Consider the following 26,861-nt stretch of genomic DNA (forward strand, 5'->3'; position numbering starts at 1 on the left):
TTATGCGCCATATCCTTACGCTCATTGCTGATCGTCAATCGACAAGCCTCAGTGCTGCCATGATCCGTCGGGTAGGGGAAGCCGTGAATGGCGACCAGCCCGTTATTCTGTCTGACGGGGAGGCCGCGGATATTCCGGTCGACCAGATGCCGGACGCGATCGCCCTGCAGGAAGCGCTTGGCAATGCGGCGGTGGACTGGATCGTCACCAAGGCGCGTGGCCGCCGCAAAGGGCTGCTGGTCGCCGATATGGATAGCACCATCGTCACCAGCGAAACGCTTGATGAGTTGGCGGCCTATGCCGGTGTTCAGGCGGAGATCGAGGCGATCACACGCCTCAGTATGAACGGAGAGATCGATTTCGCCGAGGCTTTGCGTAAACGGGTCGCCATGCTGCGGGGGCTCTCGCTCGATGCCCTGGAGAAGACCTGGGACAAGACTGAGCTGATGCCCGGCGCGCGCGAACTCGTCGCCACCATGCGCAAGCATAACGCGCTGACCGCTCTCGTCTCCGGCGGATTCACCTTCTTCACGGGCAAAGTCGCGGACGCTGTTGGTTTCGACCGTCATCATGCCAATGTGCTGATCGATGATGGTGCAGCGCTGACAGGCGAGGTGGCAGAACCCATTCTCGACCGCACGGCCAAGAAAGAGGCTCTCCTGCGGCTGGCGGAGGAGCGCGGTCTCAAACTCGCCGCAACCTTGGCGGTGGGGGACGGCGCCAATGATCTCGCCATGCTGGCCGTCGCCGGGCTGGGCGTCGCATATCATGCCAAGCCCATTGTGGCACGGGAGGCGCGCGCCCGTATCGATCACGGCAATCTCCGCGCTCTTCTTTTTGCGCAAGGCTATCCGGCTTCCGCTTTCGTCACCTCGTAATCCTGTTCAAAGGAGCTTCGCCCATGTCGACGCCGGTTCATGACTGGGTGAAGCCGCGGCTGGACGCGCTGGTCGAGGAAGCCGTGAAGAACGGCATGGAGCGTGAAGTGATCGTCGCGGTCATGACCGACATCGTCGAAGGCCCCGGCTACAATCGCGCAATCACCACCGAAGCCGATCAATTGCAGCCGAATGGCCAGACCGACCCGCGTCAGGAGCCGGTGCCGACAGGCACGCTGCCGGTGACACGGGACGAATGGTATCCGTATTCCTACCCAACTCAGCCCGATCCCATCTGACACGGTTGCTGATATTTCAGCTTGGTCGCTTGTGCATCTGCCACATGGACGGCATCACTCAAACAACGAATCGCCAAGCGGTTTTGGAGTGGTAACGGATGCTTCGTCTGATCCGGCTGATGCTGCTGGGTGCGGTTCTCTCACTGGCCTCGGTCGCGCATGGCAATGCCGATGCGACACTATCTGCCGTGGTCACCCCGGCTGCGGCACCGGTTAAGGTTGGCGTCATCCTGGCGCCCCCATTCGTCATGCAGACCGCAACGGGCTATGGCGGCATGGCGATCGATCTTTGGCAGAACGTCGCCGACAAGCTTGGTCTGTCTTATCAATACGAACGTCTGCCGACATTCAAGGCGCTGTTGGACGCGGTCGCGGCCGGCAAAGTGGATATCGCGGTGATGGATTTGACCATTACCCAGGATCGGCTGCAGCGCATGGACTTCACCCAGCCCTGGTTCGATACCGGGCTGCGGGTGATGATCAATCAGAACCGGCATGACGGCATCCGCTCCCTGTTCCATCAGCTATGGGTAAGCGGCCATATCCGGGTCTATCTCTGGCTGGTAGCGATCATCCTAATGGCAACGGCGGCCCTGACACTGATCGACCGCCGCTATGACGAGGAGTTTCCCCGCGCCTGGCATAAGGGACTGGCCGAGAGCTTCTATCACGTCATGTCCGTCGCAACCTCGGGCAAGACCTCGTCCCACAAGGCGCTGTTCGGGGTAGGCGGGCGCGTCATGGCAGCGCTCTGGATGGTCTGCGGTGTCGGCGTCGTCGCCTATATCACCTCGTCGATCACCAGCGTAATGACGGCGTCGACGATTACCAATCAGATCAATAGTTTGGCTGATCTACCCGGCAAGACTGTGGGGGTCGTGAATGGCAGCGTGGGCGAAAGCTACTGCCTGGATGCGGCGCTGAGCTTGCAGGCCTATCCGACCCTTCCCCAGGCGGTGAAGGGCATGCTCAAGGATCAGGTTTCCGCCGTGGTCGATGATGCCTCGGTGCTGGAATATTACGACAACACGCATCCTGAACTGCCGGTGACCGAAGTGGGCGCGATCTTCAGGCCTTCAAAATACGGTTTCGCGACGCCGCGCGGCAGCGCACTGACGCGGCCGGTTAGCGTGCAAATCGTCGCGGACGAAGAGAATGGCTATCTCGCTCATTTGAAAGCCCGCTATTTCGGGGTCGCGCCGTAAGCCGGGTCATCAAAAGATGGGTGGCTCGTAATCGACGCTGATGAAGGTCAGGCCGTCTGGCGGGGCGGTGGGGCCTGCGGCGGCGCGACTGCAGGCGGCTAAGGCCTCGGCCATGCGGGCGGGCGGCCATAGGCCTTCGCCGACAAGCTTGAGCGTGCCGACCATGTTGCGCACCTGATGATGCAGAAAGCTACGCGCTTCAGCTTCGATGATGATGTGTTCGCCGTCACGCCGCACATCCAGCCGGTCAAGCGTGCGCAGCGGCGATTTCGCCTGGCAGCTCGCGGCCCGGAAAGAGGTAAAGTCGTGCCGTCCGAGCAGAAACCGCGCGCCTTCGGCCATGGCCGCGGCCTCCAGCGCATGTGGCATATGCCAGACGCGGCCCAGTTCCAGCGCCGGGCGGGCGCGGCGATTGAGAATGACATAGCGATAGCGCCGGCGCAGCGCATTGAAGCGCGGGTGCCAGCCGTCCGGTGCCACGCGCGCGTCCTGCACCACCACCGCATGAGGTTTCATGTGGAAATTGAGCGCTTCGCGCAAGCGTTCGGGCGTCAGGTCCTTTTCGAGCGTGATCATCGCGACCTGAGCCTCGGCGTGGACCCCCGCATCGGTTCGTCCGGCGATGGCGGCGGCAACCGGCGCGCCGCCCGCTAATTTGGCGGCGGCCTCCTCCAGGACCTGCTGGATGGACAGGCCATTGGGTTGCCTCTGCCAGCCGACGAAGCCTCGCCCGTCATATTCCAGCAGAAGCGCGAAAGTGGTGGTCATCCGCCGAGCTTGGTGCCGGCCGGAACGCCGAAGCCGCGCAGGAAATCGGCGGCCGCCACAGGGCCGCGGCCCGCCCGCTGCAGTCGGGTGATGCGCAGCGCGCCGTCCCCGCAGGCGATCGTCAGCGCATCATCCAGAACCGTGCCGGCTTCGCCTTCGCCGTCAGCCAATTCGGCATCGAGAACCTTCAGCTGTTCTGCTGCCAGTGTCGTGAAGGTGCCGGGCCAGGGGTCGAAGGCCCGGATCTGCCGCTCGATTTCAGCCGCGCTTCTGCCCCAGTCGATCCGCGCATCCGCGCGTGTCAGACGCGGAGCATAGGTCGATCCAGCCTCAGGCTGGGCCACCGGCGACGGATTCTCGCTCAGGACCTTCAGGATCAGCTCGGCGCCGATCGCCGCGAGCGCGTCATGGATTTCGGGCAGACGTGCCTGCGGCCCGATGGCAACGCGGCCTTCCAGCAGCATCGGGCCGGTATCCAGCCCCGCGTCCATCTGCATGATGGTGACGCCCGTCTCGGCATCGCCGGCCAGAATGGCGGCATGGATCGGTGCGGCACCCCGCCAGCGCGGCAGCAGGCTCGCATGGATATTGATGCAACCGCGCGCCGGCGCCTCCAGCCAGGCGCGCGGCAGGATCAGCCCATAGGCGGCGACGACCGCGGCATCGGCGTGCAGCGCCTGAAACTCCGCGAGCGCCTCGGCATTGCCGCGCAGCTTGGCGGGGTAACGCACAGTCAGGCCAAGCGCCTCGGCGGCGCGATGAACCGGGCAGGGCTGTAGCTGTTGGCCACGCCCCGCCGGCCGGGGCGGCTGGCAGTACACGGCGACGACCTCGTGCCCGGCCTGCACAAGGGCGCGTAGCGCCGGCACCGCGAAATCCGGGGAGCCCATGAAGACCAGACGCATGGCGGTCTCCCTCAGCCGCTCTTCTTGAGCCGCTTTTCCTTGACCATCTTACGCATGATCATATTGCGCTTCAGTGCTGACAGGTGATCGACGAAGAGCACGCCCTCCAGATGGTCGATTTCATGCTGCAGGCAGGTCGCCAGCAAGCCGTCCGCTTCGATCGTCTGTGAGTTGCCGTCCAAATCCTGATAGACAACGGTGACGCGCTCCGGGCGCGTGACATCGGCATATTGCCCGGGAATGGAAAGGCAACCTTCCTCGCGCGTTGCTTCTTCGCGGCTCATCGTCTCGATCCGCGGATTGATCAGCGTGATCGGCGCCGGCTTGTCCTCCGGCTGCAGGTCAATCACGGCCAGCCGCAGGTCCAGCCCTACCTGGGGGGCGGCAAGTCCGATCCCTGGGGCGGCATACATGGTCGCGAACATGCGCGGCACCATCAGGCGCAGCGTCTCCCGGTCGGTCTCGGTCACGAGGCGCGTCTTGGCTTTCAGCCGCGGGTCCGGGGCCATGACGATGGGCAGAAGTTCGGGGGTATCAGACGGTTCGGAGGTCATGGCGGGGATTTACCTGTCAGAGCCGCATGGATCAACGGAGAGCCTTGCATTCCGGGCCTTGCAAGGGCGAGCGGATCTAACCACTATATGTTGAGCGCGAGTGCCAATTTTGGGCTCGTCAGTGCTTCGCTCTATGCAGAGGAGGCTCCCTGCCTATGTCTACTCGTGTCTTCACCTCGCCACTTTTTCTTGGCTTCGACCATTTGGAGCAGATGCTGGAACGGGCATCCAAAACCCAGTCTGAGGGTTATCCACCTTATAATATCGAGCAAACCGGGCCGTCCGGCCTCCGTATTACGCTGGCGGTCGCCGGCTTCAGCATGGAAGAACTCCAGATCACCCAGGAGGACAACCAGCTGGTCATCAGGGGACGGCAAAGCGAGGACAGCCAGAATCGCGTTTTCGTCTACCGTGGGATCGCCTCCCGACAGTTCCAGCGCGCCTTCGTGCTGGCCGAAGGGATCGAGATCAAGGGTGCCTGGCTGCATAACGGATTGCTGCATATCGATCTTATCAGGCCTCAGCCGGAAACCCGGGTGCGGACAATCCCGATTGATACGATGTCGAAGGCAGCGTCCGTGCCAGCACGTCCGCGCCGTGACATCCGAGAGGTGACCGAGCTGCGTAATGAGATAGGCACCCATATCGGAGTCTCCCGCATCGTAGGGGAGCCGTAAGTTTCGCGCGTTATAGGATGGGCCATAGCGCCATCCGTCGGAAAGGAATGAAACGATGCGCACCCAGAATAGCGTTGAGAATGGGGATCAAGTGGTCGGCCAGGTTCTCGACATTCGTCAGATTACGACCGCCCAACTGGCCCAGCTCGGGGTTTCGCGCCTCGCCTATATCAAACCGGTGATGATGGGCGGCGAGTCGGTCTTTGCCATTCATGCCGCTGACGGCACGCCGATGGCGGTGGCGCCGAACCAGGAACTCGCCTGGGATGCCATCCTTGAGCATGAGATGGTGCCGGCCTTCGTCCATTAGTCAGGGGCCTATGCACCCGGCGGAAGCGATTTTCGCTTTCGTCGGGTGCCGATCCTCGGGCATGTCTCGCTGATGGCGAAATCCACTGCCCGCTACGTCTGCCAAAGCTGCGGCGCCGTCTACTCCAAATGGGGTGGTCGCTGCGAAGCCTGTGGCGGTTGGAACACGATCGAGGAAGAGGTGCAGCCTGCGGGCCAGGCGAAGGTCGCCGCTGCGGGCCGCCGTATCAACCTGGTCGGTCTGGAAGGCGAGGCCGCGCCCCCACCCCGGATGGAGCTTGGCCTGCCCGAGCTTGATCGCGTGCTCGGCGGTGGGCTTGTTCCCGCCTCCGCTATTCTGGTCGGCGGTGATCCGGGCATCGGCAAATCCACGCTCATGCTGCAGGCGGCGGCCAGCCTCGCCAATCGCGGGCGCCGCGTGGTCTATATCTCTGGCGAAGAATCAGTCGATCAGCTGCGCATGCGCGCGCGCCGGTTGGGTCTCTCCAGCGCTCCGGTCGAACTTGCTTCCGCGACCGGCGTTCAGGATATTGCGGCCACGCTCAGCGGCGCCGGGCGTGGCAAGGACAAGGCGGTCGCCCTTCTCGTCATCGATTCCATCCAGACCATGGCGCATGAGGCGCTGGATTCTGCGCCTGGCACGGTGTCCCAGGTGCGCGCCTCGGCGCTTGAACTCATCCGTCTTGCCAAGCAGGAGGGCTTTGCCCTCGTCCTCGTCGGTCATGTCACCAAAGACGGCGCGCTCGCGGGTCCGCGCGTCATGGAGCACATGGTCGATGCCGTGCTCTATTTTGAAGGTGAGCGCGGGCATCAGTTCCGCATCCTGCGCGGTGTCAAGAACCGCTTCGGCGCGACCGATGAAATCGGCGTCTTTGAGATGACCGAGCAGGGCCTGGGTGAAGTCGCCAACCCTTCCGCGCTCTTCCTGGCTGAACGCCGCGGCAATATCGCGGGCTCTGCCGTCTTCGCGGGGCTCGAGGGCACGCGGCCGGTGCTGATGGAAATACAGGCCCTGTTGTCGCCCAATCCCGGCGGGTCATCCCGCCGCTCCGTGGTCGGTTGGGACAGTGGTCGGCTGGGCATGCTGCTCGCGGTGCTTGAAAGCCGCGGCGGTCTCAGACTGGCCCAGCAGGATGTCTATCTCAACGTCGCGGGTGGATTGCGGATCACGGAGCCGGCGGCCGATCTCGCCGTCGCCGCGGCGATTGCCTCGGCCGCTGCCGGACAGCCGACGGACCCAAGCCTGGCCTTCTTCGGCGAGATCGGTCTCTCGGGCGAGGTGCGCCAGGTGGCCCAGGCCGAATCCAGATTGAAGGAAATGGCCAAGCTTGGCTTTACCTCCGCCGCCATGCCGCGACGTCTGGGTGGTGGCACGCGCCGGCCGATCGCCTCTCCACCTGGCCTCAGCCTGATCGAAATCGGCCATGTCAGTGATCTTCTGGCCCGTTTTCGTGATAAGCCGCCGACCGCGCCGTCCATGCCTGATGCTACTAAGACTCCCCTCCCGGAGCCTGCCTTGGAAGATTCTGAATGACGTGGTTCGACCTCGCCATGCTGGCGGTGCTGGCCGTTTCGGCCTTGCTTGCCTTCTACCGCGGCTTCGTCCGGGAAGTGATGGGCGTTGGCGCCTGGGTCGGCGCGATCGTCGTCGCCTTCTGGTTCGCGCCCTTTGTGGAACCAAGGTTTGAGGGGTGGATCAAGGCAAAGGAATTCGCCGACCCGGCCGCGATCGCGGCGGTCTTCATCGTCGCGCTGATCGTGTTCTCGGTCGTCAGCGGCTGGATCGGCGCCCTTGTCCGCGGTTCGGCGCTGGGCGGGGTGGACCGCACGCTCGGCATCGTTTTCGGCCTCGCCCGTGGCGCGGCACTCCTGGTCATTTGCTATGTGCTGGCGGGATTGGTGACAACACCGCAGGACTGGCCCCAGCCGATACGTGATGCGCGACTCCTTCCCTATGTGTATGAGGGGGCGCAGCAGGCGGTGGCACTTCTGCCGGATAGTTTCCATCCTCATCTGATGGCACCTCCGGTCACGCAACCGCCCACTTTGAACGACTTGCTGCAGCCTGCGCCCAAGGGTTCGGCATTGTCTCCGGCCCAGGGGCAGACCGGGCAGGCCCAATGAGACCGCAGGATGGCGCGGAATCGCGGCTTGAAGGGAACATGAGTCGATGATGGACGTATACGGTGCTGAGCGGCCTGAAGAGCCCGGCGATGACGACAAGATGCATGAGGAATGCGGCGTCTTCGGCGTCTGGAACGTCCAGGATGCGGCCGCCATCACCGCGCTCGGGTTGCACGCCCTTCAGCATCGCGGTCAGGAAGCCACCGGTATCGCAAGTTATGACGGCGACCGCTTCCACATCCATAAAGGCCTCGGCCTTGTTGGTGACAATTACAGCGACGCCAAGATCATGGCCGGTCTGCCGGGCGGTTATGCGATCGGCCATAACCGCTACGCGACGACCGGTGAGACGGTTTTGCGCAACGTCCAGCCGCTTTATGCCGACTTCGCCTTTGGTGGTTTCGCCGTCGGCCATAACGGCAATCTCACCAATGCCGCCGCTATCCGCCGTGAACTGGTGCGCCGGGGCTGTCTCTTTCAGTCCACCATGGATTCGGAAGTCTTCATCCATCTCATCGCCATCAGCCTTTACTCCACGGTGCTTGACCGCCTGATCGATGCGCTGAAACAGGTTGTGGGCGCCTATTCCCTGGTTGCCCTGAGCCAGGACGGTTTGATCGGCGTGCGAGACCCGCAAGGCGTCCGTCCGCTCATCCTGGGTCGTCTGCCGCATGTGGATGGCTCGGACGGCTGGGTTCTCGCGAGCGAGACATGCGCGCTCGAGATCGTCGGCGCCGAATTCGTGCGCGATATCGAACCGGGCGAAATCGTGGTCATCAATGACCAGGGCGTGCGGAGCGTGAAACCCTTCTCGCGCACCACTTCGCGGTTCTGCATCTTTGAATATGTCTATTTCGCGCGGCCGGATTCCGTCATGGAAGGCAAGCCGGTTTATGAGGCGCGCAAAGAAATCGGCGCCATGCTGGCCCGCGAATCCGGCGTCGAAGCCGACGTCATCGTGCCGGTGCCGGATTCCGGCGTGCCCTCGGCCATGGGCTATGCTGCCGAGAGCGGCATTCCTTATGAACTCGGCATCATCCGCAACCATTATGTCGGCCGTACCTTCATCGAGCCGACCGACCAGATCCGCAATCTCGGAGTTCGGCTCAAGCATTCCGGCAACCGTGCGGTGCTCCAAGGCAAGCGGGTCATTCTGGTGGATGATTCGATCGTGCGGGGCACAACCAGCCGCAAGATCGTGGAAATGGTGCGCGCGGCCGGCGCCACGGAAGTGCATATGCGCATCTCCTCGCCGCCGACCACCCATTCCTGCTTCTACGGTATCGATACGCCGGAGCGCGGCAAGCTGCTCGCGGCCCGGCACGACGTGGCTGAAATGGCTGAACTGATCGGGGCCGATAGCCTGGCCTTCGTCTCGATTGACGGTCTCTATCAGGCGCTGGGTGTCGCCAGCCGGAATGCCGCCAATCCGCATTTCTGCGACGCCTGCTTCACCGGGGATTACCCGATTGCCCTGCACGATTTGGCGGACCCGCCGTTGACGCTTGTAAAGGCAGGGTGAGCCGCAATCCGGTCATCTGGGGCAGGCCGCTTTCGGCCGTGAGTGTTGCAAAAAGAGCTGTCCGAGCGATCGGCAAAACGACGATTCTGGGATGCCGCTTATAGACGTGATCGGGGTTTTCTCTGCATCATATCGATAAGGGACTGAGTTCATAAGCTGTCCCAGTGCCACGCGCTTTGGTGATTGTGGATGGTCTCATGCCTTTGACACGCGATGCGATCAGCAGCCTGACGCAGCTTGGACTTCTCTGGAACCTCACCGAAGTCGCACCCAAAGTCCTCGACCTGCTCCCGATCGGTCTGCAGATCGATAATCTCGACCATCAGACGCTTTACGTTAATCAGAGCTTCACTGCGCTGTTCGGCTATGAACTCCGCGATATCGCGCAGAACGATACGTGGTTCGAGACTGTGTATCCGAACCCTGCCTATCGGCTCTCGGCCCGGTCTGCCTGGGAAACGCGCATCGGATTAGCGACCCAGTCTGATGCAATCCTGGACTGTTATGAACGTGTGGTCCGCTGCAAGGACGGCAGTGACAAGGTTGTCGAATTCCATATCCGCCGGGTTGGCGACTATTTTGTCTATCTGCATATCGATGTCTCCTCCCGCCATGAGATGGCAGCCGAACTCAGGCGGTTGGCCAATACGGATACCCTGACAGGTCTTGCCAACCGTCGGCGCTTTTTTGAAATCGGGTCCGAGCTTATCCTGGCGGATCGTTTGCCGCTGTCGGTACTCACCTTCGATATCGATTACTTCAAGGCGGTGAATGACGGCCGCGGCCACGCGGCCGGCGACCATGTCTTGGTGGATATCGCCGCCTGCTGCGCGGCCGTGCTGGAGGAGGAGCAGACCCTCGCCCGCCTGGGCGGGGAGGAGTTCGGTGTTCTGCTGCCGGGATGTGCCGTGCCTGAGGCCCGCACCATCGCCGAACGCCTGCGACGCGCGGTCGAGGAACGGGTGGTGCAATTGGCGCCTGAGCCGGTACGGGTCACGATCAGCATCGGCGGGGCCTGTGATCACGTGCGCCGCGCGGATCTTGATGGTTTGCTGTTGCGAGCGGACCATGCCCTCTATGCGGCCAAGCGCGCCGGTCGCAATATGGTGCATGTCGCGGAACACTGACGGCGGGCACCAGCCTGGCGCAGGAAAGGCAGGTTTTAGGACCCTGTTCCTAAAAGCCTCATGCCTACTCCCTGATTTCAAACGATTATCCCTATTGACAGGATGATGTCGCCAAGCGGTGTTGCCTTGGCGGGCTCGCTTGCTTTACCGATGCTCTCACGGCAAAGCGATGGGCATGTCACTATCAAGTATGACGTCGAACAGAACGGCATTTGATTTGTTGTTATGTCATTACTTTGTGGTCTGTATGGTAATTTATAGATAAAGACTGCAGGCTTCATGATTCGATTAACAGGCAGATTGCAGATCAACCTCGTTGCGGCATCGGCGGTTTTGGCGGGTTTGTTAGGATTGAGTGCGCATGCTGATGCGGCGGCGCGGCATGGAAGCAACGAAAGCCGCAGCCGCAGCGCGCATCACCACATCTCTCACAACCGCCATCATGTCAGTCCGCGTGCGTCCGTGCACCATGTGGTGTGGCGTGGGCGTCGCAGCGGTACCTGGTTGCAATGCGTGCCCTATGCCCGGCGGGTGTCGGGCATTGAGTTGCGTGGCAATGCGGATACGTGGTGGGAACAGGCAAATGGCCGCTATGACCGCGGCCAGGCCCCTCAGGAAGGCGCGGTCCTGAGTTTTCAGTCCAATCGCCACATGGAGCTAGGCCATGTCGCGGTCGTCAGTAAAACCGTCAGCCCACGCGAGATTCTGATTACCCAGGCCAATTGGCCAACGCCCGGACAGCGTTTCGGCAATATCTCGAAATCGGTCTCAGTCATTGACGTCTCGCCGGATAATGACTGGACGGCCGTGCGCGTCGAACGCGGCCATTCCGGCAGCTATGGTGCGGTCTACCCGACCAACGGCTTCATCTACGGCCGTTCAACGGCCGACACTTTGATGGCAGCGGAAATGCCGACGAAATCGCAAACCGCTCCTGCCGGCATTTCAGCAGGCTGGGCGCAGACGGTGCAACTGGCCTCGGCGCCCAACTATGGCGGACCGGCCATCGCGGATTCCGCACCGGACCGCAATCTGCGCTGAACGGGGCGGCGCTTGAGGCGGCTTTCTGCGGCCTCCGATGATGCGGTAAGCTTTGCCTGTGAGCGTGAACAGGCGATGGGTGATGACGCAGGACGCGCAGTATCGGGACCGCCGGCTGGCAAGCCTTAATGACCGGCCAATCCAAACATATGACGAGCATCACCTCGCTGGCCAACCGCAGCGCCACGTTGGTCAAAGCCGGTGACGAATGATGTTCGTCGTGGAAGCCTGACCTATCGGCTGGCTCGAAAACTGGAATCCTATTCCTTTGCTGCGGCACCAGAGCAGATCGGCCTGCTGGAAGGGCTGCGGGCGGCGGCGGCGGTCGCGAGCCTTGTGGCGCTCGCCGTCTGGCTCGGCCGGCCTGACCTCTCCTGGGCGGCCTTCGGGGCTTTCTGGGCTTGCCTCGCTGATCCCGGCGGCCGGGACGGCCTGCGCTTGCGCGTGATGGGCGTCTTTGCTTTGGCGGGTACCATCACCGCGTTCTGTGCCTCGACCGCTGCTGCATTCGGCCCGCTCCTGGCGGGCGTCGCGTTATTGCCGCTGGTCTTTCTGCCGGGTTTGGGTGGCACATATGGCGCGGCCATGGCGCAGGTCGGCACCTTGGTCGCGGTGGTGGCCGTCGTCGCCGTGGATTTTCCGCGCCCGCCGGCCGACGCCCTGGCGCTTGCCGGCATTTTCCTCTGCGGTTGCCTCTGGGCGATGGTTCTTTGCATCGGTGTCTGGCGCATTCACCGCCATGCGCCAGCGCGGCGGGCCATTGCTTCGGTTTTCGCACGCCTCAGCGACATGGCGGCGGACATGCTGAGTGACGAGCGGCATCACCGGCGGAACCGCGCGGCCTGGGATGCGGTGAATGCCGAGCATCGTCGCGCGGTGCGTGGGGCGATCGAACGGGCACGCAGCCTGATTCTGGGCATGGAAACCGGGGCGGCCTTCCATGCGGTGGAAATAGACGCCGCCGATCGTATCTTCGCAGGCCTTATCGCCGGCGGCTATCACATCGCAGACCATGGCGCCTCGCTGGATGAAGGGGCCGAGCGCAACCTTCTCTCCCGCCTGCTCCTCCTGCTGTCGGAGGCGCACCATCAGGTGGCGCGGCGTGATCCGGCGCCTGGTCCCTTGGCCGCGGCGGCCTCCGCCTTGCTCGGTGATTGCCGGGCGGTTGACAGCCCGATGGCGCGGGCGATTGGGGCCATGGTGCAGGCCCTGGCCGATATCGCGACGCTCTGGAAGCAGGGCATGGAGGAGGGGAATGTTGGGCCCGCCTCAGCAGGGATCGGCAGGTTCGGACTGGCGCGGCCGGTGCCGCGGCTGGTGTTCCATCATGCCGTCCGCCTCGCGCTCGGGGTTATCCTGGCCTATGCCCTGGCCAGCTGGCTGAACCTGACCTTTTCCTACTGGGCAACCATGGCGACTGTCGTCGTGCTGCAGCCAATGGCCGCGACCACGTGGCCCAGAACGCTGGAACGCGTGCTCGGCAGTGTCGCGGGCGGGGTTCTGGCAGCCCTCATCCTGCTCGTCCTGCCGATGAAACTCGCCTTGGTCATTGCCATCCTGCCGATCGCGGCGGCGGCGATCGCCTTCCGCCTCGTCAACTACACGATTTTCGTGCTGTTTCTGACGGCGCTTTTCGTGCTGGTCACCGCCTTGTTGCAGCCGGCCCATGCGATTGCCTCGGCGCGAATCGTCAACAATATAATGGGCAGCCTGATCGGTCTTTTCGCCACCATGCTGTTATGGCCGCGCCAGGCCGCGACACCGCGCGCCCTTCTGGCCGCAGCCGTCCAAGCCAATCTGGCCTTTGCAGCAGAAGCGGTGGCCTCGACCGGCATTTCGCCGGCGCTGGAATCCAGCCGCCGTGCCGCAGGCCTCGCGAGCAATGCGGCTGAAACGCTCCAGCATCGGATGGTTTTGGAAGGACAGCGGCGCCGCGCGCATCTGGCGGAGATGGAAGCGGTCCTGTATGCGCTGCGCGGTGTGGCGGGTGCGGCCACGGCGCGCGCTTTGTCTTCGGAGACAGGCAATGAAGCGGAGGCCGTCGCTATAAGGGAACTGGCCGCAAGGCTCGTGCAGGCAATAGGCCAGACGGCAAGCGGGGCGGTGCGACCGCGACCGACCGTCCTGGGCAACGCGGACATTGCGCGCGAGATCGCGGCGGTCGCCCAGGCCACGCAGGCCTTCCTGGCCGAAGCCGGAAAAGCCTAGCCGGATATCTGCTCCCGCATCATCTCAAGCTCCAGCCAGCGCTCCTCGGCCGCGGCGAGATCCGCTTCGACCTTGGCCAGCTTATCGGTGGCGGCGGCGAACTTCTTCGGGTCCTTCGCATAAAGCTCAGGATCGGCCATCAGCGCCTGCAGCGTGACGATATCCGCCTGCAGGCCCGCAATTTGCCCCGGCAGCTTCTTCAGCGCATCGACATCCTTGAAGCTCATCTTTCGCGACGATAGCGGCGCGGTCGTGCCTTTATCGACGGATGACGTCCTGGCAGTCATGGCTTGCGCTGCCGCGCGGCTTGGCAGATCGGACTTTCGCTGCACGATCATATCCGAATAGCCCCCGGCATATTCGGTCCAGTGTCCGTCGCCTTCCGCGGCAAGCGTTGAGGTTACAACGCGGTCGAGAAAATCGCGGTCATGGCTGACAAGCAGAACCGTGCCCGCGTAATCCGCCAGCATGTCCTGCAGCAGGTCCAGCGTCTCGAAATCCAGGTCGTTCGTGGGTTCATCCAGGATCAGCAGATTGGACGGCCGCGCCAGCGCGCAGGCCAGCAGTACCCGTCCGCGTTCGCCACCCGAGAGCGTGCCGACGGGGGTCCGCGCCTGCTCGGGCTTGAACATGAAGTCCTTCATATAGCCGATGACATGCCGCTTCTCGGCGCCCACCTGCACCATATCGCCGAGGCCCCCGGTCAGCGTGTCGGCCAGCGTGCGCGTGGGGTCGAGCGCCGCGCGCTGCTGGTCCAGCGTCACCGTTTCCAGGTTCGTGCCGATGCGGATACGGCCCTGATCGGGCTCCACCTGACCGGTGAGCAGTTTCAGCAGCGTCGACTTGCCGGCGCCATTGGGCCCCACGATGCCAAGCCGGTCGCCGCGGATCACCCGCAGGTCGAGATTTTTCACGATCGGCCGTTCATAGGCTTTGGCAACACCCTCGGCCACGAAGACGAGCTTGCCGGAGCCTTCGGCCTCGCTTGCGGCCATTTTGGCCCCGGTCGCGACGGCGGTGCGGTCACGATATTTCGCCCGCAGATCGGCGAGTTCACCCACGCGTCGCACGTTGCGCTTGCGTCGGGCGGTGACACCGTAGCGCATCCAGTCCTCTTCGCGCGCAATCTGGCGCGACAGCTTGTGGTGCTCGGCCTCTTCCTGCGCCAGCAGCTCCTCCCGCCAATCGTCGTAGCCTGCGAAGCCGCGATCCACCCGGCGGGTCGTGCCACGGTCAAGCCAGATGAGAGAGCGGGACAGGTTGGTCAGCAGGCGTCGGTCATGGCTGATCAGGACAAGCCCGGTGCGCAGCCGGCTCAGTTCGCTTTCCAGCCATTCGATGGCCGGCAGGTCGAGATGGTTGGTGGGCTCGTCCAGCAGCAGCAGATCGGGCTCGGGGGCGAGCGCACGCGCCAGGGCAGCGCGGCGCGCTTCACCGCCGGAAAGATGGGCTGGGTTCTCTTCCCCCGTCATGCCGAGCGAATAGAGCAGGCTGACGGCGCGGTAGGGATCGTCGCCCGGTCCCATCCCGGCCTCGACATAGGCCAGGGTGGTCGCGAATCCCGACAGGTCCGGCTCCTGCGGCAGGTAGCGGATGGTCGCCCCCGGCTGGATGAAGCGCGTGCCCTGGTCCACGGGCAGCAGACCTGCGGCAATCTTCAGCAGGGTGGATTTGCCGGAACCGTTGCGGCCGATGAGGCAGATGCGGTCGCCGGCGCCAACCGACAGCTCCGCTCCCCGCAATAGCGACGTCGAGCCGAGGTTGACGTGAATATCCTGAAGCATGAGCAGAGGAGGGGCCATGAGCGGCTTGTCGCCGATCAGCCCGCCTTCGCGCAAGCGCAGGCAAGGCACCGCTGCCAAGACCACGTCTCGGCCGCTTGGGCGGCGAGCGGCGAGATGCCCGCAAGATCGGCAGCCGCTTGCTTGACAGGCCTACGCCTTTCCGCGACATGCGCTGAGCGTGTTCAGAGGTCAATGACTCCTATGGCTCAGCGTAAACCAGGCGGCTGGGGCGACAGCCTCAAGACGATCATCTATGCCGCTCTGATCGCCATCTTTATCCGAACGTTCCTCTATGAGCCGTTCAATATTCCCTCGGGCAGCATGATCCCGACCCTGCTGGTGGGCGACTATCTGTTCGTCTCCAAGTTCAGCTACGGGTATTCCAACTATTCTTTCCCGCTGTCTCCGAACCTCTTCCAGGGTCGCATCTTTGGCAGCCTGCCCAAGCGTGGCGATGTCGCGGTCTTCCGCCTGCCGCGTGACCCGAGCATTGATTACATCAAGCGCATCGTCGGTCTGCCGGGCGATACCATCCAGATGAAGCAGGGCCACCTCTATATCAGCGGCCAGGAACTGCCGCGCGATGCCGATGGTGGCTATACGACCGAAGGCGACAGCGACGGTCCGCCGATGGCGCTCAAGAAATATATCGAGACCATGCCGGACGGGTTGAAGCACCCTATTCTGAAGGCCTCCGATGACGGCCCGCTCGACAATACCGACGTCTATCACGTGCCGCCGGGCTATGTGTTCGGCATGGGCGACAACCGCGATGACAGTCTGGACAGCCGCGTGCTCGACGCCGTCGGCTACATTCCGGTCGCTAATCTGGTCGGAAAAGCCGATATCATCTTCTTCTCGATCGACGCGCGCTATCCCTGGTGGGAAATCTGGCAGTGGCCCTTCGAGATCCGCTGGAACCGCATCCTCAATACCATTCATTGACCGAAATTCGTCCGCCTCAGGCCAAAACCGCTCTTTCTCCTGATGCCCTCGCTGAAGAAGCCCGGGCGGCTGTCGAACGGCTGCTCGGCTATCGCTTCGGCAACCCAAGGCTGCTGCAGGAAGCGCTGACCCACCGCTCGGCCGCCGGGGCCGGCCAGGGGTCGAACGAGCGGCTGGAATTCCTCGGCGATCGCGTGCTGGGCCTCGCCATGGCCGTCTGGCTCACCGAACAATATCCGCGGGAGCAGGAAGGCGCACTCGGCCGCCGCCTGGCTCATCTCGTCTCGCAGCCGGTGCTGGCCGGCGTGGCTGAGGCCTCGGGCCTGCCTGCACTTCTCTCTGTCGCGCCCGGTGAGGCCCGGGCCGGAGTCCGCCATCGCGCCTCCGTTCTGGCCGATGCTGTCGAGGCTCTTTTGGGGGCCGTCTTTCTCGACGGTGGTTTCGAGCCCGTGCAGCATTTTGTCCGCGCCAATTTTGCGGCCGCCATGTTCGCGGAGACCGAGCCACCTAAGGATGCCAAGACCGGCCTGCAGGAATGGGGGCAGGCGCGCGGCCTTGGCCTGCCGGTCTATGCGATCGTCTCCCGCGACGGACCCTCCCACGAACCGCATTTCGTCATCAGCGTCACGCTGGGAGAGACCGAGGCCCGCGGAGAGGCCGGTTCACGCAGGGCTGCCGAGCAGGCAGCCGCTCAAGCATTGCTGGACCAGCTCAAGCGCGCTACGGAACGGCAAGCCAAGCCAGGACCAAAAAGTAAATGACCGATCAGCGAACCGCGCCGACGCGCTGCGGCTTCGTCGCCATCATCGGCGCACCGAATGCGGGCAAGTCGACCTTGCTCAACCGGATCGCCGGCACGAAGCTTTCCATCGTCAGCCCCAAGGCGCAGACCACGCGCTTTCGGATCATGGGCATCCTCATGCAGGGCGCCGCTCAGATCCTGCTGATCGACACGCCCGGCATCTTCCAGCCGCGCCGCCGGCTGGACCGCGCCATGGTCAATGCCGCCTGGACGGGCATGCAGGATGCCGATCTGACGGTGCTTCTGGTGGATGCCAAGGCCGGCATCTCCGATCTCACCGACGGCATCATCAAGCGGCTGGAACAGACCGACCGTGAGATCTGGCTCGTTCTCAACAAGGTTGATCTTGTCGAACCGCAAAGGCTGCTGCCGCTGATCGCTGAGATCAACGCCCGCATCACCTGCAAAGAGACCTTCATGGTCAGCGCCGTCACCGGTGAGGGCGTCGCCGAATTGCGCGCGGGCCTGGCCGCCGCCGTGCCGGAAGGCCCCCATCTCTATCCCGACGAAGACCTCACCGACTTGCCGGACCGGCTGCTGGCGGCCGAAATCGTGCGTGAACAGATCCTGCTCCAGACGCATCAGGAAGTCCCGCATGAGACGACGGTCGAGACCGAAAGCTTCAAGGAGCGGCGGGACGGTTCGGTGCGGATCGACGCCAATATCACCGTATCGCGGCCGGGCCATAAGGCCATTCTGATCGGCGCCGGCGGCGCCCGCATCAAGGAAATCGGCGCCCGCGCCCGCATCGAGCTGACCAAGCTCTTCGACCGCAAGGTTCATCTCTTCCTGACCGTCAAGGAGCGCGCCGGCTGGGATGAGAAGACCCAGCATCTGCGTGCGCTCGGCCTCGACGACTGACGCGATCTGCAACTGACGAGACTGCCGGAAGAGGCTGAGACCGATGAGCCGTATTGCCTATGTGAATGGCCGCTACCTTCCCGTGGCAGCTGCTCAGGTCCGGGTCGAGGATCGCGGTTTTCTCTTCGGTGACGGTGTCTATGAGGTAGTGCAGGCCTATCGCGGCCGCTTCATCGACGAAGACAAGCATCTCAACCGGCTGGGCCGGTCGCTCGGCGAACTGCAGCTCGCCTGGCCGGTCGGTCGCCGTGCGCTGGAAGGCATCCTGCGCGAGGTCGTGTCCCGCAACCGCCTGCATGAGAATGCGCTCGTCTATATCCAAATTACCCGCGGGGCGGCGAAGCGGGAGCATGTCTTTCCCAAGGCCGGCACCCGACCTACTCTGGTCGTGACGGCGCGCGCGCTTCCTGCTTTCCCCACCGATATCGATGCCTGGGCGACCAGCATTATCACCGGCCCCGATCAGCGCTGGGACCGCTGCGACATCAAGACGGTCAACCTTCTGCCCAACGTGCTCGCCAAGCAGGCTGCGAAAGCGGCCGGTGCCTTCGAGATGGCGATGGTCGATGCGGAGGGCATGATCACTGAATGCGCGTCCTCCAATCTCTGGATCGTGGACGAAGGCGGCCAGTTGCGTACCCGCGCGCTGGGGCATGAAATCCTGCCCGGTTGCACCCGCGCGGCGCTGTCCGAGCTTCTGGCGGGCGAGGGGGTGACCTTGTCTGAGACCGCGTTCAGCCTGGATGAGCTGCGCCGCGCCCAGGAAGTTTTCATCACCAGCGCCACCAGCTTCGTGCGGCCGATCACCTGCGTCGATGGTGCCGCGGTGCAGGACGGCAAGGTCGGACCGGTGACGCGGCGCCTTTTCGCGGACTTTGCCAGCCATGTGCGGGGTGGCTTGCCGAACGCCGTCTGAGGCGCGAAGGATAGGGCAACGGGCTGGCCGGCTCCCTGCTCTAGCCGTGAGCGGCGGTAGCGGTGGCCAAAGATAAGGACGACCCCGCATGAGCAACCTTCGCCGCTCCATAATTCTCACCAGCCGCCCCAAAGGCGCGCCGACGGCCGAGAATTTCGCGCTCCAGGAAGATGTCATTCCGAAGCCGGGGGAGGGCGAGGTTCTGACCCGCACGCTCTGGCTGTCGCTTGATCCCTATATGCGCGGCCGCATGAGCGATGGCCCATCCTATGCGACCCCGGTGGCCATCGGCGCGGCGATGACCGGCGAGACCGTGGGGGAAGTATTGGAATCGCGCGATCCGCGCTTCGCGCCGGGCGATGTCGTTGTCGGCGCCTATGGCTGGCAATCCCATATCGTGTCGCCGGCTGACCGGCTGGTCGCCATCCCGAAGGGCGCCGCGCCCTACTCCACCTATCTCGGCGTGCTCGGCATGCCTGGGACCACGGCTTATTCCGGCCTCACGGATATCGGCCGCCCCAAGGCCGGCGAAACAGTGGTCATCTCTGCCGCGTCCGGTGCGGTCGGTGCGGTCGCGGGGCAGATTGCCAAGCGTGCCGGTGCCCGCGTCGTGGGCATCGCCGGCAATGCCGACAAATGCCTCTATATCCAGGACACGCTTGGCTTTGATGACTGCATTGACCATCGTGCCGTCATGGATCTCGGCGCCGCGCTGCGCGATGCCTGCCCGAACGGCATCGACGTCTATTTCGAGAATGTCGGCGGCGATCTGCAGGAAGCCGTCTTCCCGCTGCTCAACAATTTCGGCCGTGTCATCATGTGCGGCATGGTTGCCGAATACAACGACACCAAGCGTCGTCCGGGTCCCAACCTGATGGATGTCGTGCGCAAGCGACTGCATATCCAAGGCTTTATCGTGTCCGACAAGCCGGAACGCTTCGCGGAATGGCGCGCGCTGGCCGCGCCCCTCGTCGCCGATGGCAGCCTGCATTACCGCGAACATGTCGTCGATGGGCTGGAGAACGCGCCGGAGGCCTTCATTGAGCTTCTGCGGGGCCACAACTTCGGCAAGCTGGTGATCCGCGTGGCTGAACCGTCCAAAGGAGCCTGATCCATGGCCGAGCAACTGAGTCCGCAAGACGCCGGCAAGCAGGCGGCGGCTGATGCGGCGGCTGCCATGATCACGGATGGCATGCTGGTGGGCTTGGGTTCAGGCACCACGCTTCGCCGCTTTGTCCGCAGCCTTGGCCTTCGTTGCCAGGCGGGCCTGACGATCACCGGCGTGCCCACCTCCGAATCGACACGGGCGCTGGCGCTCGAAGTCGGCGTGCCGGTTGCTGATCTCAACGATGTCGGGCCGCTCGACATCGTCTTTGACGGGGCCGATGAAATCGACCCCAAAGGTCAGATGATCAAGGGCGGCGGCGGCAATCTGCTATGGGAGAAGATCGTGGCGACCGCCGGCCGCCGCTTCGTCGCCGTCATCGACGCGTCGAAGACCAAGGATCATCTTGGCGCCTTCCCCCTGCCGGTCGAGGTGATCCGCTTCGGCTGGCGCGCGACCGAACGTCTCATCCGTGAGCTTTTCGTTGAGAGCGGCTATCTGGAGCCGGAAATTACGCTGCGGGGTGGTCTCGATTCACCCTTTGTTACCGACTCTGGGCATTACATCCTGGACTGTGCCTTGGGTCGGATCACGCATGCTGAGGCATTGGCGGTGGCGCTCAACCGGATACCTGGCGTGGTCGAGAATGGGCTGTTCATCAACATTGCCCGTTCCGCCATCATCGGGCAGCCGGATGGCTCCGTGAGGACGATCGACTATTCTTGACCGGGCTGTCGGCGCTTAAGCTTTTGTCCACCTCTGCCCGCGTCTGCTGCAGATAAGGGATGGGGAGATACCAAGCGTGCCGAACAGTTTTAGTCTGGAGCAATTCATCAAAGCCCAGGAACCGGTCTACGACCAGGTCCTGCAGGAACTGCGGGCAGGCCGCAAGCAGAGCCATTGGATGTGGTTCGTCTTTCCCCAGCCGGTTGGCTTGGGGGATAGCCTGATGGCGCGGCAATATAGCATTCCGTCCCTCGTCGCGGCGCGCGACTATCTGACGCATCCGCTCCTCGGTAAGCGCCTTGTGGAATGCACCCGTCTCGTCAATCGTGTCGATGAGCGTTCAGCCCTGGCTGTCTTCGGCAGTCCAGACGACCTGAAGTTTCATTCCTCCATGACCCTCTTTGACCGCGTTCATCCCGGCACCTGCTTCCGCGAGGCGTTGGACGTGTTCTTTTACGGCAAAGGTTCTGCACGGACCCTCGACATCATGAACAAGGACCGGTGGTCCTGACAGCTCAGGTGGCGTCAGGGCGCTTGCGCGCCGTGACTTCGATTTCAATCTTCATGCGCGGATCGGCGAGCCCCGCCACGATCATCATCGAAGCCGGGCGCACCTCGCCAAAATATTTGCGCAGCACCGGCCAGCAGGCCGGAAAGTCATCGCCGTTCGGCAGGACATAGTTCGCGCGCACGACATCGGCGAAGCTCGCGCCGGCCTCGGCCAGCGCCCAGCCGATATTCGTCAGCGTTTGCTCCGTCTGCTCGGCGACGTCTTGCGAAATCGTCTTTGCGGCGTAGTCGAATCCAGTTGTGCCAGAGACGAAGACCCATTCGTCGTCGACCACGGCGCGTGAATAGCCGATATCGGTTTCAAACTGCGACCCGGAGGAGATGAGGCGGCGCATTGTTTTTCCTGACGTAATGGCAGGCGAAACTTAGACTCAGGGCGCCTCTCTATCCAGCGGGTTTTCCGGCCAATTATGTTTCGGATAGCGCCCGCGCATGTCGCGCCGCGCATCCGCCCAAGCCCCGCGCCAGAAGCTGGCGATATCGGCGGTAATGGCGATCGGCCGGCCTGCGGGGGAGAGCAGGGCGAGACGCAGCGGGATGCGCCCACCGGCAAGCTTCGGCGTCTCCGCCAATCCGTAGAAATGCTGGGCACGCGCCGCGGCCATCGGCACCGGTTCGCTGTAATCCACCGCGGCCCGCCCGCCGGGCAGCGGCAGATGCGTTGGAAGATCGCGGTCCAGGCGGCTGCGCAACGACCAGTCCAGCCGGTCGAGCAGCAGGGTGCCGAGGTCGAGACGGGCAAGGTCCCCCAGTCGGGTCAGGCCATGCAGGTGGGGCGCCAGCCACTCATCCAGCGTGGCGGCCAGGCTTGCGTCGTCGCTCGCCGGCCAAAGCTCCGGCTCCACGCCATGCATGAGGATCAGGCGCGCCTGAATGCCGCGTGCGGCCTCTGTCCAGGGCAGGCGGGCGGGGTCGCGCTTCACGGCGTCCAGCAAGGCGGTAGCGGCTTCGGCCGCGTCGGGGGGACCGGAGCGGTCTTCCAGAATCAGCGCCCCCAGCCGCTTGCGGCGGCGCGCCAGGATGCTGCCCGTGACCGGGTCCAGGCTGGTCTCCACCGTTTCCGTCACGCGCCTGGCCAAGCTGGGCGGCAGGGCCGCAGGGTCGAGTGGGGCGGCCATACGGATACGGGCCGAGGTCTTCATTTCCAGAACCGCGACGGCGAGGAGAGAGGCGCGGGCCAGGGGATCGTTGACGGGCAGCTTGGCACCGCCGCCGCCCGAAAGCCGGAAACTGCCTGGCTCGGTGCGGCGCTGCGCCAGGCGGTCAGGAAAGGCGGCGGCGATCAGGGGGGCCGCGTCTCCGGCTGCCGTCACGTCGCCGCGCAGGCCAAGCCGCCCGCGATAGCTCTTGGCCGCCTGACGGATGCGGGATAGCGCGCCCCGGTCCGCCTGGCCTCCGCCATGCCCTGCAAGCGCGTCCAGCCGCAGGCTGATATCGGCCGGACCGTCGGGCCCTACGCGCAGCGGGTCGCGCTCCTCCAGCAGGGCGGCGAGGTCGGCGGCCAGCGCCTTCTGCCCCAGCGTCTCGGCCGCCAGCATCATGGCGGCCAGGCGTGGATGCGCGCCAAGCTGGCTCATGCGCTGGCCGATCGGGGTGATGGCACCCTCCGGCGTCATCGCATCCAGATCCACGAGCAAAGCGAGCGCCTCGGCCAGCGCACCTTCGGGCGGCGCGTCCGGGAAGGGCAAGGCCTTGGGCAAGGTTCCCCAGCTCGCGCAATCCAGCAGCAGGCCAGAGAGTTCGGCTTCCAAAATCTCGGGCCGGTCGTAGGGTCGCAGGCCGCGCTGCATGGCGCTGGTCCAAAGCCTGATGGCAATTCCGGGCGCTTCACGTCCCGCGCGCCCGGCGCGCTGGTCGGCGGCCGCCCGGCTGACGCGCTCGGTCATCAGCCGGGTCAGCCCGCTATTGCCGTCAAGCCGCGGGGTGCGGCGGAAGCCACCGTCGATGACAATGCGCACGCCCGGCACCGTCAGGGAGGTTTCGGCGATGGAGGTCGCCAGCACGACCCGTCGCCCTGCTGCCGGGCGCAGGGCCAGATCCTGGGCGGCCGGCGGCAGGTCGCCGTGCAGGGGCAGGACCAGGGCATTCACCCCGTCCAGCGCCGACTCCGTGCGGCGGATTTCGCCCATGCCGGGCAGAAAGGCGAGGATATCGCCCTCGGCATCGGCCAGTGCGCCGCGGATGGCGCGGGCCATGGCCTCGGGCAGATCGCGCGTCTCCGTCACGTCGCGCGCGCTATGACGGATTTCGACCGGGAACAGACGACCGGCACTTTCAATCACGGGCGCCTGCATCAGGGCGGAAAGCCGCGCGCCATCCAGCGTCGCAGACATCGCAAGCAGCCGCAGGTCCGGGCGCAGCAGCCGTTGCGCATCCAGGCACAGGGCCAAAGCCAGATCCGCTTCCAGCGAGCGTTCGTGGATTTCGTCGAGGATGACGGCAGAGACGCCATCAAGGCCAGGGTCGGCCAGCAGCCGGCGCACCAGAATGCCGGTCGTCACCACTTCTATTCGTGTCGCGGCAGAGACGGCGCTGTCGATGCGCGTACGAAAGCCGACCGTCTGGCCCACACTTTCGCCGATCAGGCTCGCCATGCGGGTGGCGGCCGCGCGGGCGGCCAGGCGCCGCGGCTCCAGCATGATGATCCGGCCACGGGCCCAGTCCGCCCCGCGCAGAAGCGCCAGGGGCACCGTCGTCGTCTTGCCCGCGCCGGGCGGGGCGACCAGCACCGCATTGGGCTGGTCGGCCAAAGCCGCCAGCAGCAGCGGCAAGGCTTCGGCGACAGGCAGGTCATTCAGAAAGTCTTCAAGCACAGGCAAAGATCCTGGTTCCGGCCGCGCGCGGTGACACGACGGGTCTATGGAGCCGCACCGCATCGGTCTGTAGAAGGGTGCCATGACACATTGTGCCCGCAGGCTGAAGCTTTCCCCGCGCATCGCGGCCCTGGCCATGCTGTGGCTCACGGCCGGTCTGTGGCTCGCGACATGCCTGCCGGCCCGTGCGGCCCAAAGCGTCTTTGCCTCGACCCTGAACAACGAGGTCAGCCTTATCTCTGACGTCGACAGCGTCGCGGCGGGTGCGCCCTTCCGTGTCGGCCTTCTGTTCGGTCTCGGCAAGCATTGGCATATCTACTGGACCAATCCGGGGGACGCGGGCGCACCGCCCAGCGTCGATGTGGCCCTGCCGCAGGGCGGTGAGGCTGGGTCGCTCCAATGGCCCATCCCCAAGGTCATCTATGACGGACCGGTGACGAGCTACGGCTACAGCCGGAAGCTGGCACCGGTTCTGCTGCCGCTCACGATCACGCCGCCGAAGGCGATCTCGGACTCGCATTACAGGGTGAAGGTCTCGGCGAACTGGCTCGTCTGCAACGATATCTGCGTGCCCGGCCACGCCGATTTCGCGCTGGCCCTGCCGGTAGAGGCGAAGCCTCGTCCAGCGCCGGAGGCTGCCCTTTTCGCAGGCGCAGACCGTGACATGCCAAAGGCGAAGGGATGGCGCAGCTGGATCGAGCCGGACGGCAGGCTGACCGTCGACGGTACGGACGCGTCGCATGACCGCGTCGCCAGCGCATACTTTTTTCCAGCAAGCCAGGACACCATCAATCAGGACTACTTCCAGCCCGTGAAGATGCGCCGCGGCCGCCTCATATTGGGTCTGAAACTCACGCCTGACTATAAGGCGGACAAGCCGCTTGACGGCCTGCTGGTGCTGACGGCGCCGGATGGCAGCGAGCAGGCGGGTATGATCACTGCCGCACCCGGCCTGCCACCGGTCGAAGTGCCGGGCAGGTCCATCTGGCTTGTGCCTTTCGCCATGCTTGCCTCGGGCCGCTACCTCAGTCTGATCGGTGCGGCGCTGCTCGGCGGTCTGATCCTCAATCTCATGCCCTGCGTCTTTCCGGTGCTTGCGATGAAGGCGGCCCATCTCGCGCATCTGGGCGACAGCACCCGCGGCCGGGCGCGGCGGGATGGTCTGGTTTATGGCCTGGGCATCCTGGTGAGCTTTCTGGTCCTGGCCGGGCTCCTCTTTGGCCTGCGGGAAGGCGGCAGCATTGTTGGCTGGGGCTTTCAGTTCCAGTCGCCGGATTTCGTCCTTGTTATCACCTGGCTGCTTTTCACGGTCGGGCTCAGTTTTTCCGGCGTCCTCACGGTTGGCAGCCGCTGGATGGGCTTTGGCCAGAGTCTGACCGAAACGGGTGGTAGCCTCGGCAGCTTCTGCAGCGGCGTGCTGGCAGCTGTGGTCGCGACGCCCTGCACGGCGCCCTTCATGGGGGCGGCCGTGGCGGCTGCACTCGCGGGGCCCCCGCTGCCCGGTTTACTGATATTTGCATCGCTTGGTATCGGTCTCGCTTTGCCGATGGTCGTGCTGAGCTGCATCCCGGGCATCGGAAAGCTTTTCCCGCGCCCGGGACGCTGGATGATCATCCTGCATCAGGCGCTTGCCTTTCCGATCTATGCCAGCGTGCTGTGGCTGGTCTGGGTCGCCAGTCGGGCGGGCGGGCCGTCGCTGCTGCTGTATTCGGGGATCGGCCTGCTGCTCATCGCCTTTGCCGCCTGGCTGTGGCGTCTGGGCGGTCGCGTCGGGCCTGCGCTCGCTATCATCGCCGCTTTGATCCTGCTGCCGGTGTTGTGGCAGGCGCGGCTGGCGGCGGTGCCTGAGGCCTTGCCGTCCACCTCGGTCGCGGAAGTCTTCACGACTGCCAGGCTTAATGCGCTACGCGCGGCCGGCAAGCCGGTTTTCGTCAATCTGACCGCGGCCTGGTGCGTCACCTGCCTCGTCAATGACCGGCTGGCGCTTGACCGCCCTGCCGTGCAGCGCGGCTTCACAGAGGCGGGAGTGACCTATCTGGTGGGAGACTGGACCAGGGCCGACCCGGACATCACCGCCTATCTCAAAGAGCATGGACGCAGCGGCGTGCCGCTATACGTCTATTATCCAAGGGGTGACGGTCAGCCGATTGTCTTGCCGCAGATTTTGACGCCGGGACTGGTGCTGACGGTGATCGGCGCAGCCTCTGGCTGACGCCGCTGTCTCTATTCCAGGGAATGCGGGGGCATCCGGCAGTCGGCCGGCGGTGTCGGTCCGGTATAGCGCGACCAGAAGCGCGTCGCACCCAGCATCGGCAGCAGGAAATAGCCGCGCAGCCTGAGCTGATCGGCCGAGAGCAGCCGCACCTTGGCGCTATAGCCGTGGCCGCTCTGCGGGTTGATGATGGAGCCCATCCAGGCGCGCGTGCGCGGATGCAGACCGCGGATGAAGACGAAGCGGCACTGGGAGAGATGGTCCCAGGTCTGGGGTGTCGGGTCCGTCGGATGGTCGATCTGGAAGCCGACCAGCGCGCCGCACAGCGTATTCGCCCCGCAATGGTAGATCTGCACGACCCCTTGGCCCTTGCCGGTCACCCAATAGCCGCTGGGGTCGGGTGGTGCGGCGGCGGCCGGGCGAAGTCCGGCGACCATCAGTGACAGACCAAAGAAGACGGTGAGTGCTATGCGCATGGGCGCGACTCTATCATCTTTGCGGCGCTATCCG

26 protein-coding genes are annotated in these 26,861 nt (G+C 64.4%); 19 read left to right on the forward strand and 7 right to left on the reverse strand.

Translation table 11 applies throughout. The features are described 5' to 3' along the window. Window positions 1-2: 2 nt before the first annotated feature. The 3 genes from serB (at window position 3) to AC3G7M_RS08180 (ending at window position 2,382) form a co-directional block, all read left to right on the forward strand. Window positions 3-878, forward strand: coding sequence for a phosphoserine phosphatase SerB (gene serB / locus AC3G7M_RS08170; protein WP_489215497.1), 876 nt, complete (start codon window positions 3-5; stop codon window positions 876-878). Between the two features lie 23 nt (window positions 879-901). After that, a complete protein-coding gene (locus tag AC3G7M_RS08175) occupies window positions 902-1,177 on the forward strand; it encodes a hypothetical protein (protein ID WP_489215499.1) in 276 nt (91 codons plus the stop codon). A 98-nt stretch (window positions 1,178-1,275) separates the two neighbouring features. Next, window positions 1,276-2,382 carry a transporter substrate-binding domain-containing protein gene (locus tag AC3G7M_RS08180; RefSeq protein WP_489215501.1) on the forward strand — a complete coding sequence of 369 codons (1,107 nt, stop codon included), beginning with the start codon at window positions 1,276-1,278 and terminating at the stop codon, window positions 2,380-2,382. Window positions 2,383-2,391: 9 nt separating this feature from the next. On the opposite strand, the gene truA is transcribed toward AC3G7M_RS08180, so the two are convergent. From truA to def, 3 genes are read right to left on the reverse strand one after another with little or no spacing between them, the layout of a single operon-like run. After that, the gene (truA, locus tag AC3G7M_RS08185) at window positions 2,392-3,150 is read right to left on the reverse strand and encodes a tRNA pseudouridine(38-40) synthase TruA (protein ID WP_489215503.1); all 759 of its coding nucleotides are present in this window, start codon (window positions 3,148-3,150) and stop codon (window positions 2,392-2,394) included. Further along, complete coding sequence (gene fmt / locus AC3G7M_RS08190; RefSeq protein WP_489215504.1) at window positions 3,147-4,055, reverse strand: methionyl-tRNA formyltransferase; 909 nt, start codon at window positions 4,053-4,055, stop codon at window positions 3,147-3,149. The genes truA and fmt overlap by 4 nt, the downstream gene beginning before the upstream one ends. Before the next feature lie 11 nt (window positions 4,056-4,066). Then, window positions 4,067-4,609: a peptide deformylase gene (gene def / locus AC3G7M_RS08195; RefSeq protein WP_489215506.1), complete on the reverse strand. Its 543-nt coding sequence runs from the start codon at window positions 4,607-4,609 to the stop codon at window positions 4,067-4,069. A 155-nt stretch (window positions 4,610-4,764) separates the two neighbouring features. On the opposite strand from def, the gene AC3G7M_RS08200 reads away from it, so the two are divergent. The 8 genes from AC3G7M_RS08200 to AC3G7M_RS08235 all read left to right on the forward strand — a co-directional run bounded on the left by AC3G7M_RS08200 (window position 4,765) and on the right by AC3G7M_RS08235 (window position 13,617). Then, window positions 4,765-5,286 carry an Hsp20 family protein gene (locus AC3G7M_RS08200; RefSeq protein WP_489215507.1) on the forward strand — a complete coding sequence of 174 codons (522 nt, stop codon included), beginning with the start codon at window positions 4,765-4,767 and terminating at the stop codon, window positions 5,284-5,286. 55 nt (window positions 5,287-5,341) lie between these two features. Further along, window positions 5,342-5,596 (forward strand): DUF1150 family protein, encoded by a 255-nt coding sequence (locus AC3G7M_RS08205; RefSeq protein ID WP_489215509.1) that lies wholly within the window; start codon window positions 5,342-5,344, stop codon window positions 5,594-5,596. Window positions 5,597-5,668: 72 nt separating this feature from the next. Then, entirely contained in the window at window positions 5,669-7,129 is a 1,461-nt protein-coding gene (gene radA / locus AC3G7M_RS08210; RefSeq protein ID WP_489215511.1) for a DNA repair protein RadA, read from the forward strand. After that, window positions 7,126-7,719, forward strand: a complete 594-nt coding sequence (locus tag AC3G7M_RS08215; protein ID WP_489215513.1) for a CvpA family protein — start codon at window positions 7,126-7,128, stop codon at window positions 7,717-7,719. The genes radA and AC3G7M_RS08215 overlap by 4 nt, the downstream gene beginning before the upstream one ends. A gap of 46 nt (window positions 7,720-7,765) precedes the next feature. Further along, window positions 7,766-9,241 carry an amidophosphoribosyltransferase gene (gene purF / locus AC3G7M_RS08220; RefSeq protein WP_489215515.1) on the forward strand — a complete coding sequence of 492 codons (1,476 nt, stop codon included), beginning with the start codon at window positions 7,766-7,768 and terminating at the stop codon, window positions 9,239-9,241. Between the two features lie 197 nt (window positions 9,242-9,438). Then, window positions 9,439-10,368 carry a GGDEF domain-containing protein gene (locus AC3G7M_RS08225; protein ID WP_489215517.1) on the forward strand — a complete coding sequence of 310 codons (930 nt, stop codon included), beginning with the start codon at window positions 9,439-9,441 and terminating at the stop codon, window positions 10,366-10,368. A gap of 513 nt (window positions 10,369-10,881) precedes the next feature. After that, window positions 10,882-11,409 (forward strand): CHAP domain-containing protein, encoded by a 528-nt coding sequence (locus AC3G7M_RS08230; RefSeq protein ID WP_489215519.1) that lies wholly within the window; start codon window positions 10,882-10,884, stop codon window positions 11,407-11,409. Between the two features lie 201 nt (window positions 11,410-11,610). Next, window positions 11,611-13,617, forward strand: coding sequence for an FUSC family protein (locus tag AC3G7M_RS08235; protein ID WP_489215521.1), 2,007 nt, complete (start codon window positions 11,611-11,613; stop codon window positions 13,615-13,617). Here the strand turns inward: AC3G7M_RS08235 and AC3G7M_RS08240 are convergent. Further along, on the reverse strand, window positions 13,614-15,419 hold the full coding sequence (locus tag AC3G7M_RS08240) for an ATP-binding cassette domain-containing protein (protein ID WP_489216009.1): 1,806 nt from the start codon (window positions 15,417-15,419) through the stop codon (window positions 13,614-13,616). The two genes, AC3G7M_RS08235 and AC3G7M_RS08240, sit on opposite strands and share 4 nt — an antisense overlap. A 183-nt stretch (window positions 15,420-15,602) precedes the next feature. Here AC3G7M_RS08240 and lepB point away from each other — a divergent pair, with 183 nt between their 5' ends. The 7 genes from lepB to AC3G7M_RS08275 all read left to right on the forward strand — a co-directional run bounded on the left by lepB (window position 15,603) and on the right by AC3G7M_RS08275 (window position 21,267). Further along, entirely contained in the window at window positions 15,603-16,346 is a 744-nt protein-coding gene (gene lepB / locus AC3G7M_RS08245; RefSeq protein ID WP_489215523.1) for a signal peptidase I, read from the forward strand. Window positions 16,347-16,426: 80 nt separating this feature from the next. Further along, window positions 16,427-17,107 carry a ribonuclease III gene (gene rnc / locus AC3G7M_RS08250; RefSeq protein WP_489216011.1) on the forward strand — a complete coding sequence of 227 codons (681 nt, stop codon included), beginning with the start codon at window positions 16,427-16,429 and terminating at the stop codon, window positions 17,105-17,107. After that, window positions 17,104-18,009, forward strand: coding sequence for a GTPase Era (gene era / locus AC3G7M_RS08255; RefSeq protein ID WP_489215525.1), 906 nt, complete (start codon window positions 17,104-17,106; stop codon window positions 18,007-18,009). The genes rnc and era overlap by 4 nt, the downstream gene beginning before the upstream one ends. A gap of 43 nt (window positions 18,010-18,052) precedes the next feature. After that, complete coding sequence (locus AC3G7M_RS08260; RefSeq protein WP_489215527.1) at window positions 18,053-18,925, forward strand: D-amino-acid transaminase; 873 nt, start codon at window positions 18,053-18,055, stop codon at window positions 18,923-18,925. An 88-nt stretch (window positions 18,926-19,013) separates the two neighbouring features. Further along, window positions 19,014-20,036 carry an NADP-dependent oxidoreductase gene (locus AC3G7M_RS08265; RefSeq protein ID WP_489215528.1) on the forward strand — a complete coding sequence of 341 codons (1,023 nt, stop codon included), beginning with the start codon at window positions 19,014-19,016 and terminating at the stop codon, window positions 20,034-20,036. A 3-nt stretch (window positions 20,037-20,039) separates the two neighbouring features. Beyond that, the gene (gene rpiA / locus AC3G7M_RS08270) at window positions 20,040-20,756 is read left to right on the forward strand and encodes a ribose-5-phosphate isomerase RpiA (protein ID WP_489215530.1); all 717 of its coding nucleotides are present in this window, start codon (window positions 20,040-20,042) and stop codon (window positions 20,754-20,756) included. A gap of 76 nt (window positions 20,757-20,832) precedes the next feature. Then, a complete protein-coding gene (locus AC3G7M_RS08275) occupies window positions 20,833-21,267 on the forward strand; it encodes a DUF1810 domain-containing protein (RefSeq protein WP_489215532.1) in 435 nt (144 codons plus the stop codon). A gap of 4 nt (window positions 21,268-21,271) precedes the next feature. Here AC3G7M_RS08275 and AC3G7M_RS08280 read toward each other — a convergent pair whose 3' ends face one another. Continuing rightward, window positions 21,272-21,661, reverse strand: a complete 390-nt coding sequence (locus tag AC3G7M_RS08280) for a RidA family protein (RefSeq protein ID WP_489215534.1) — start codon at window positions 21,659-21,661, stop codon at window positions 21,272-21,274. A 36-nt stretch (window positions 21,662-21,697) separates the two neighbouring features. Continuing rightward, window positions 21,698-24,202: an ATP-dependent helicase HrpB gene (gene hrpB, locus AC3G7M_RS08285; RefSeq protein WP_489216013.1), complete on the reverse strand. Its 2,505-nt coding sequence runs from the start codon at window positions 24,200-24,202 to the stop codon at window positions 21,698-21,700. A gap of 19 nt (window positions 24,203-24,221) precedes the next feature. On the opposite strand from hrpB, the gene AC3G7M_RS08290 reads away from it, so the two are divergent. Next, window positions 24,222-26,351: a protein-disulfide reductase DsbD family protein gene (locus AC3G7M_RS08290; protein WP_489215536.1), complete on the forward strand. Its 2,130-nt coding sequence runs from the start codon at window positions 24,222-24,224 to the stop codon at window positions 26,349-26,351. 11 nt (window positions 26,352-26,362) lie between these two features. Here the strand turns inward: AC3G7M_RS08290 and AC3G7M_RS08295 are convergent, their stop codons facing one another. After that, on the reverse strand, window positions 26,363-26,827 hold the full coding sequence (locus AC3G7M_RS08295; RefSeq protein ID WP_489215538.1) for a DUF2147 domain-containing protein: 465 nt from the start codon (window positions 26,825-26,827) through the stop codon (window positions 26,363-26,365). Window positions 26,828-26,861 lie beyond the last annotated feature (34 nt).

The organism is Acidisoma sibiricum (assembly GCF_057837225.1).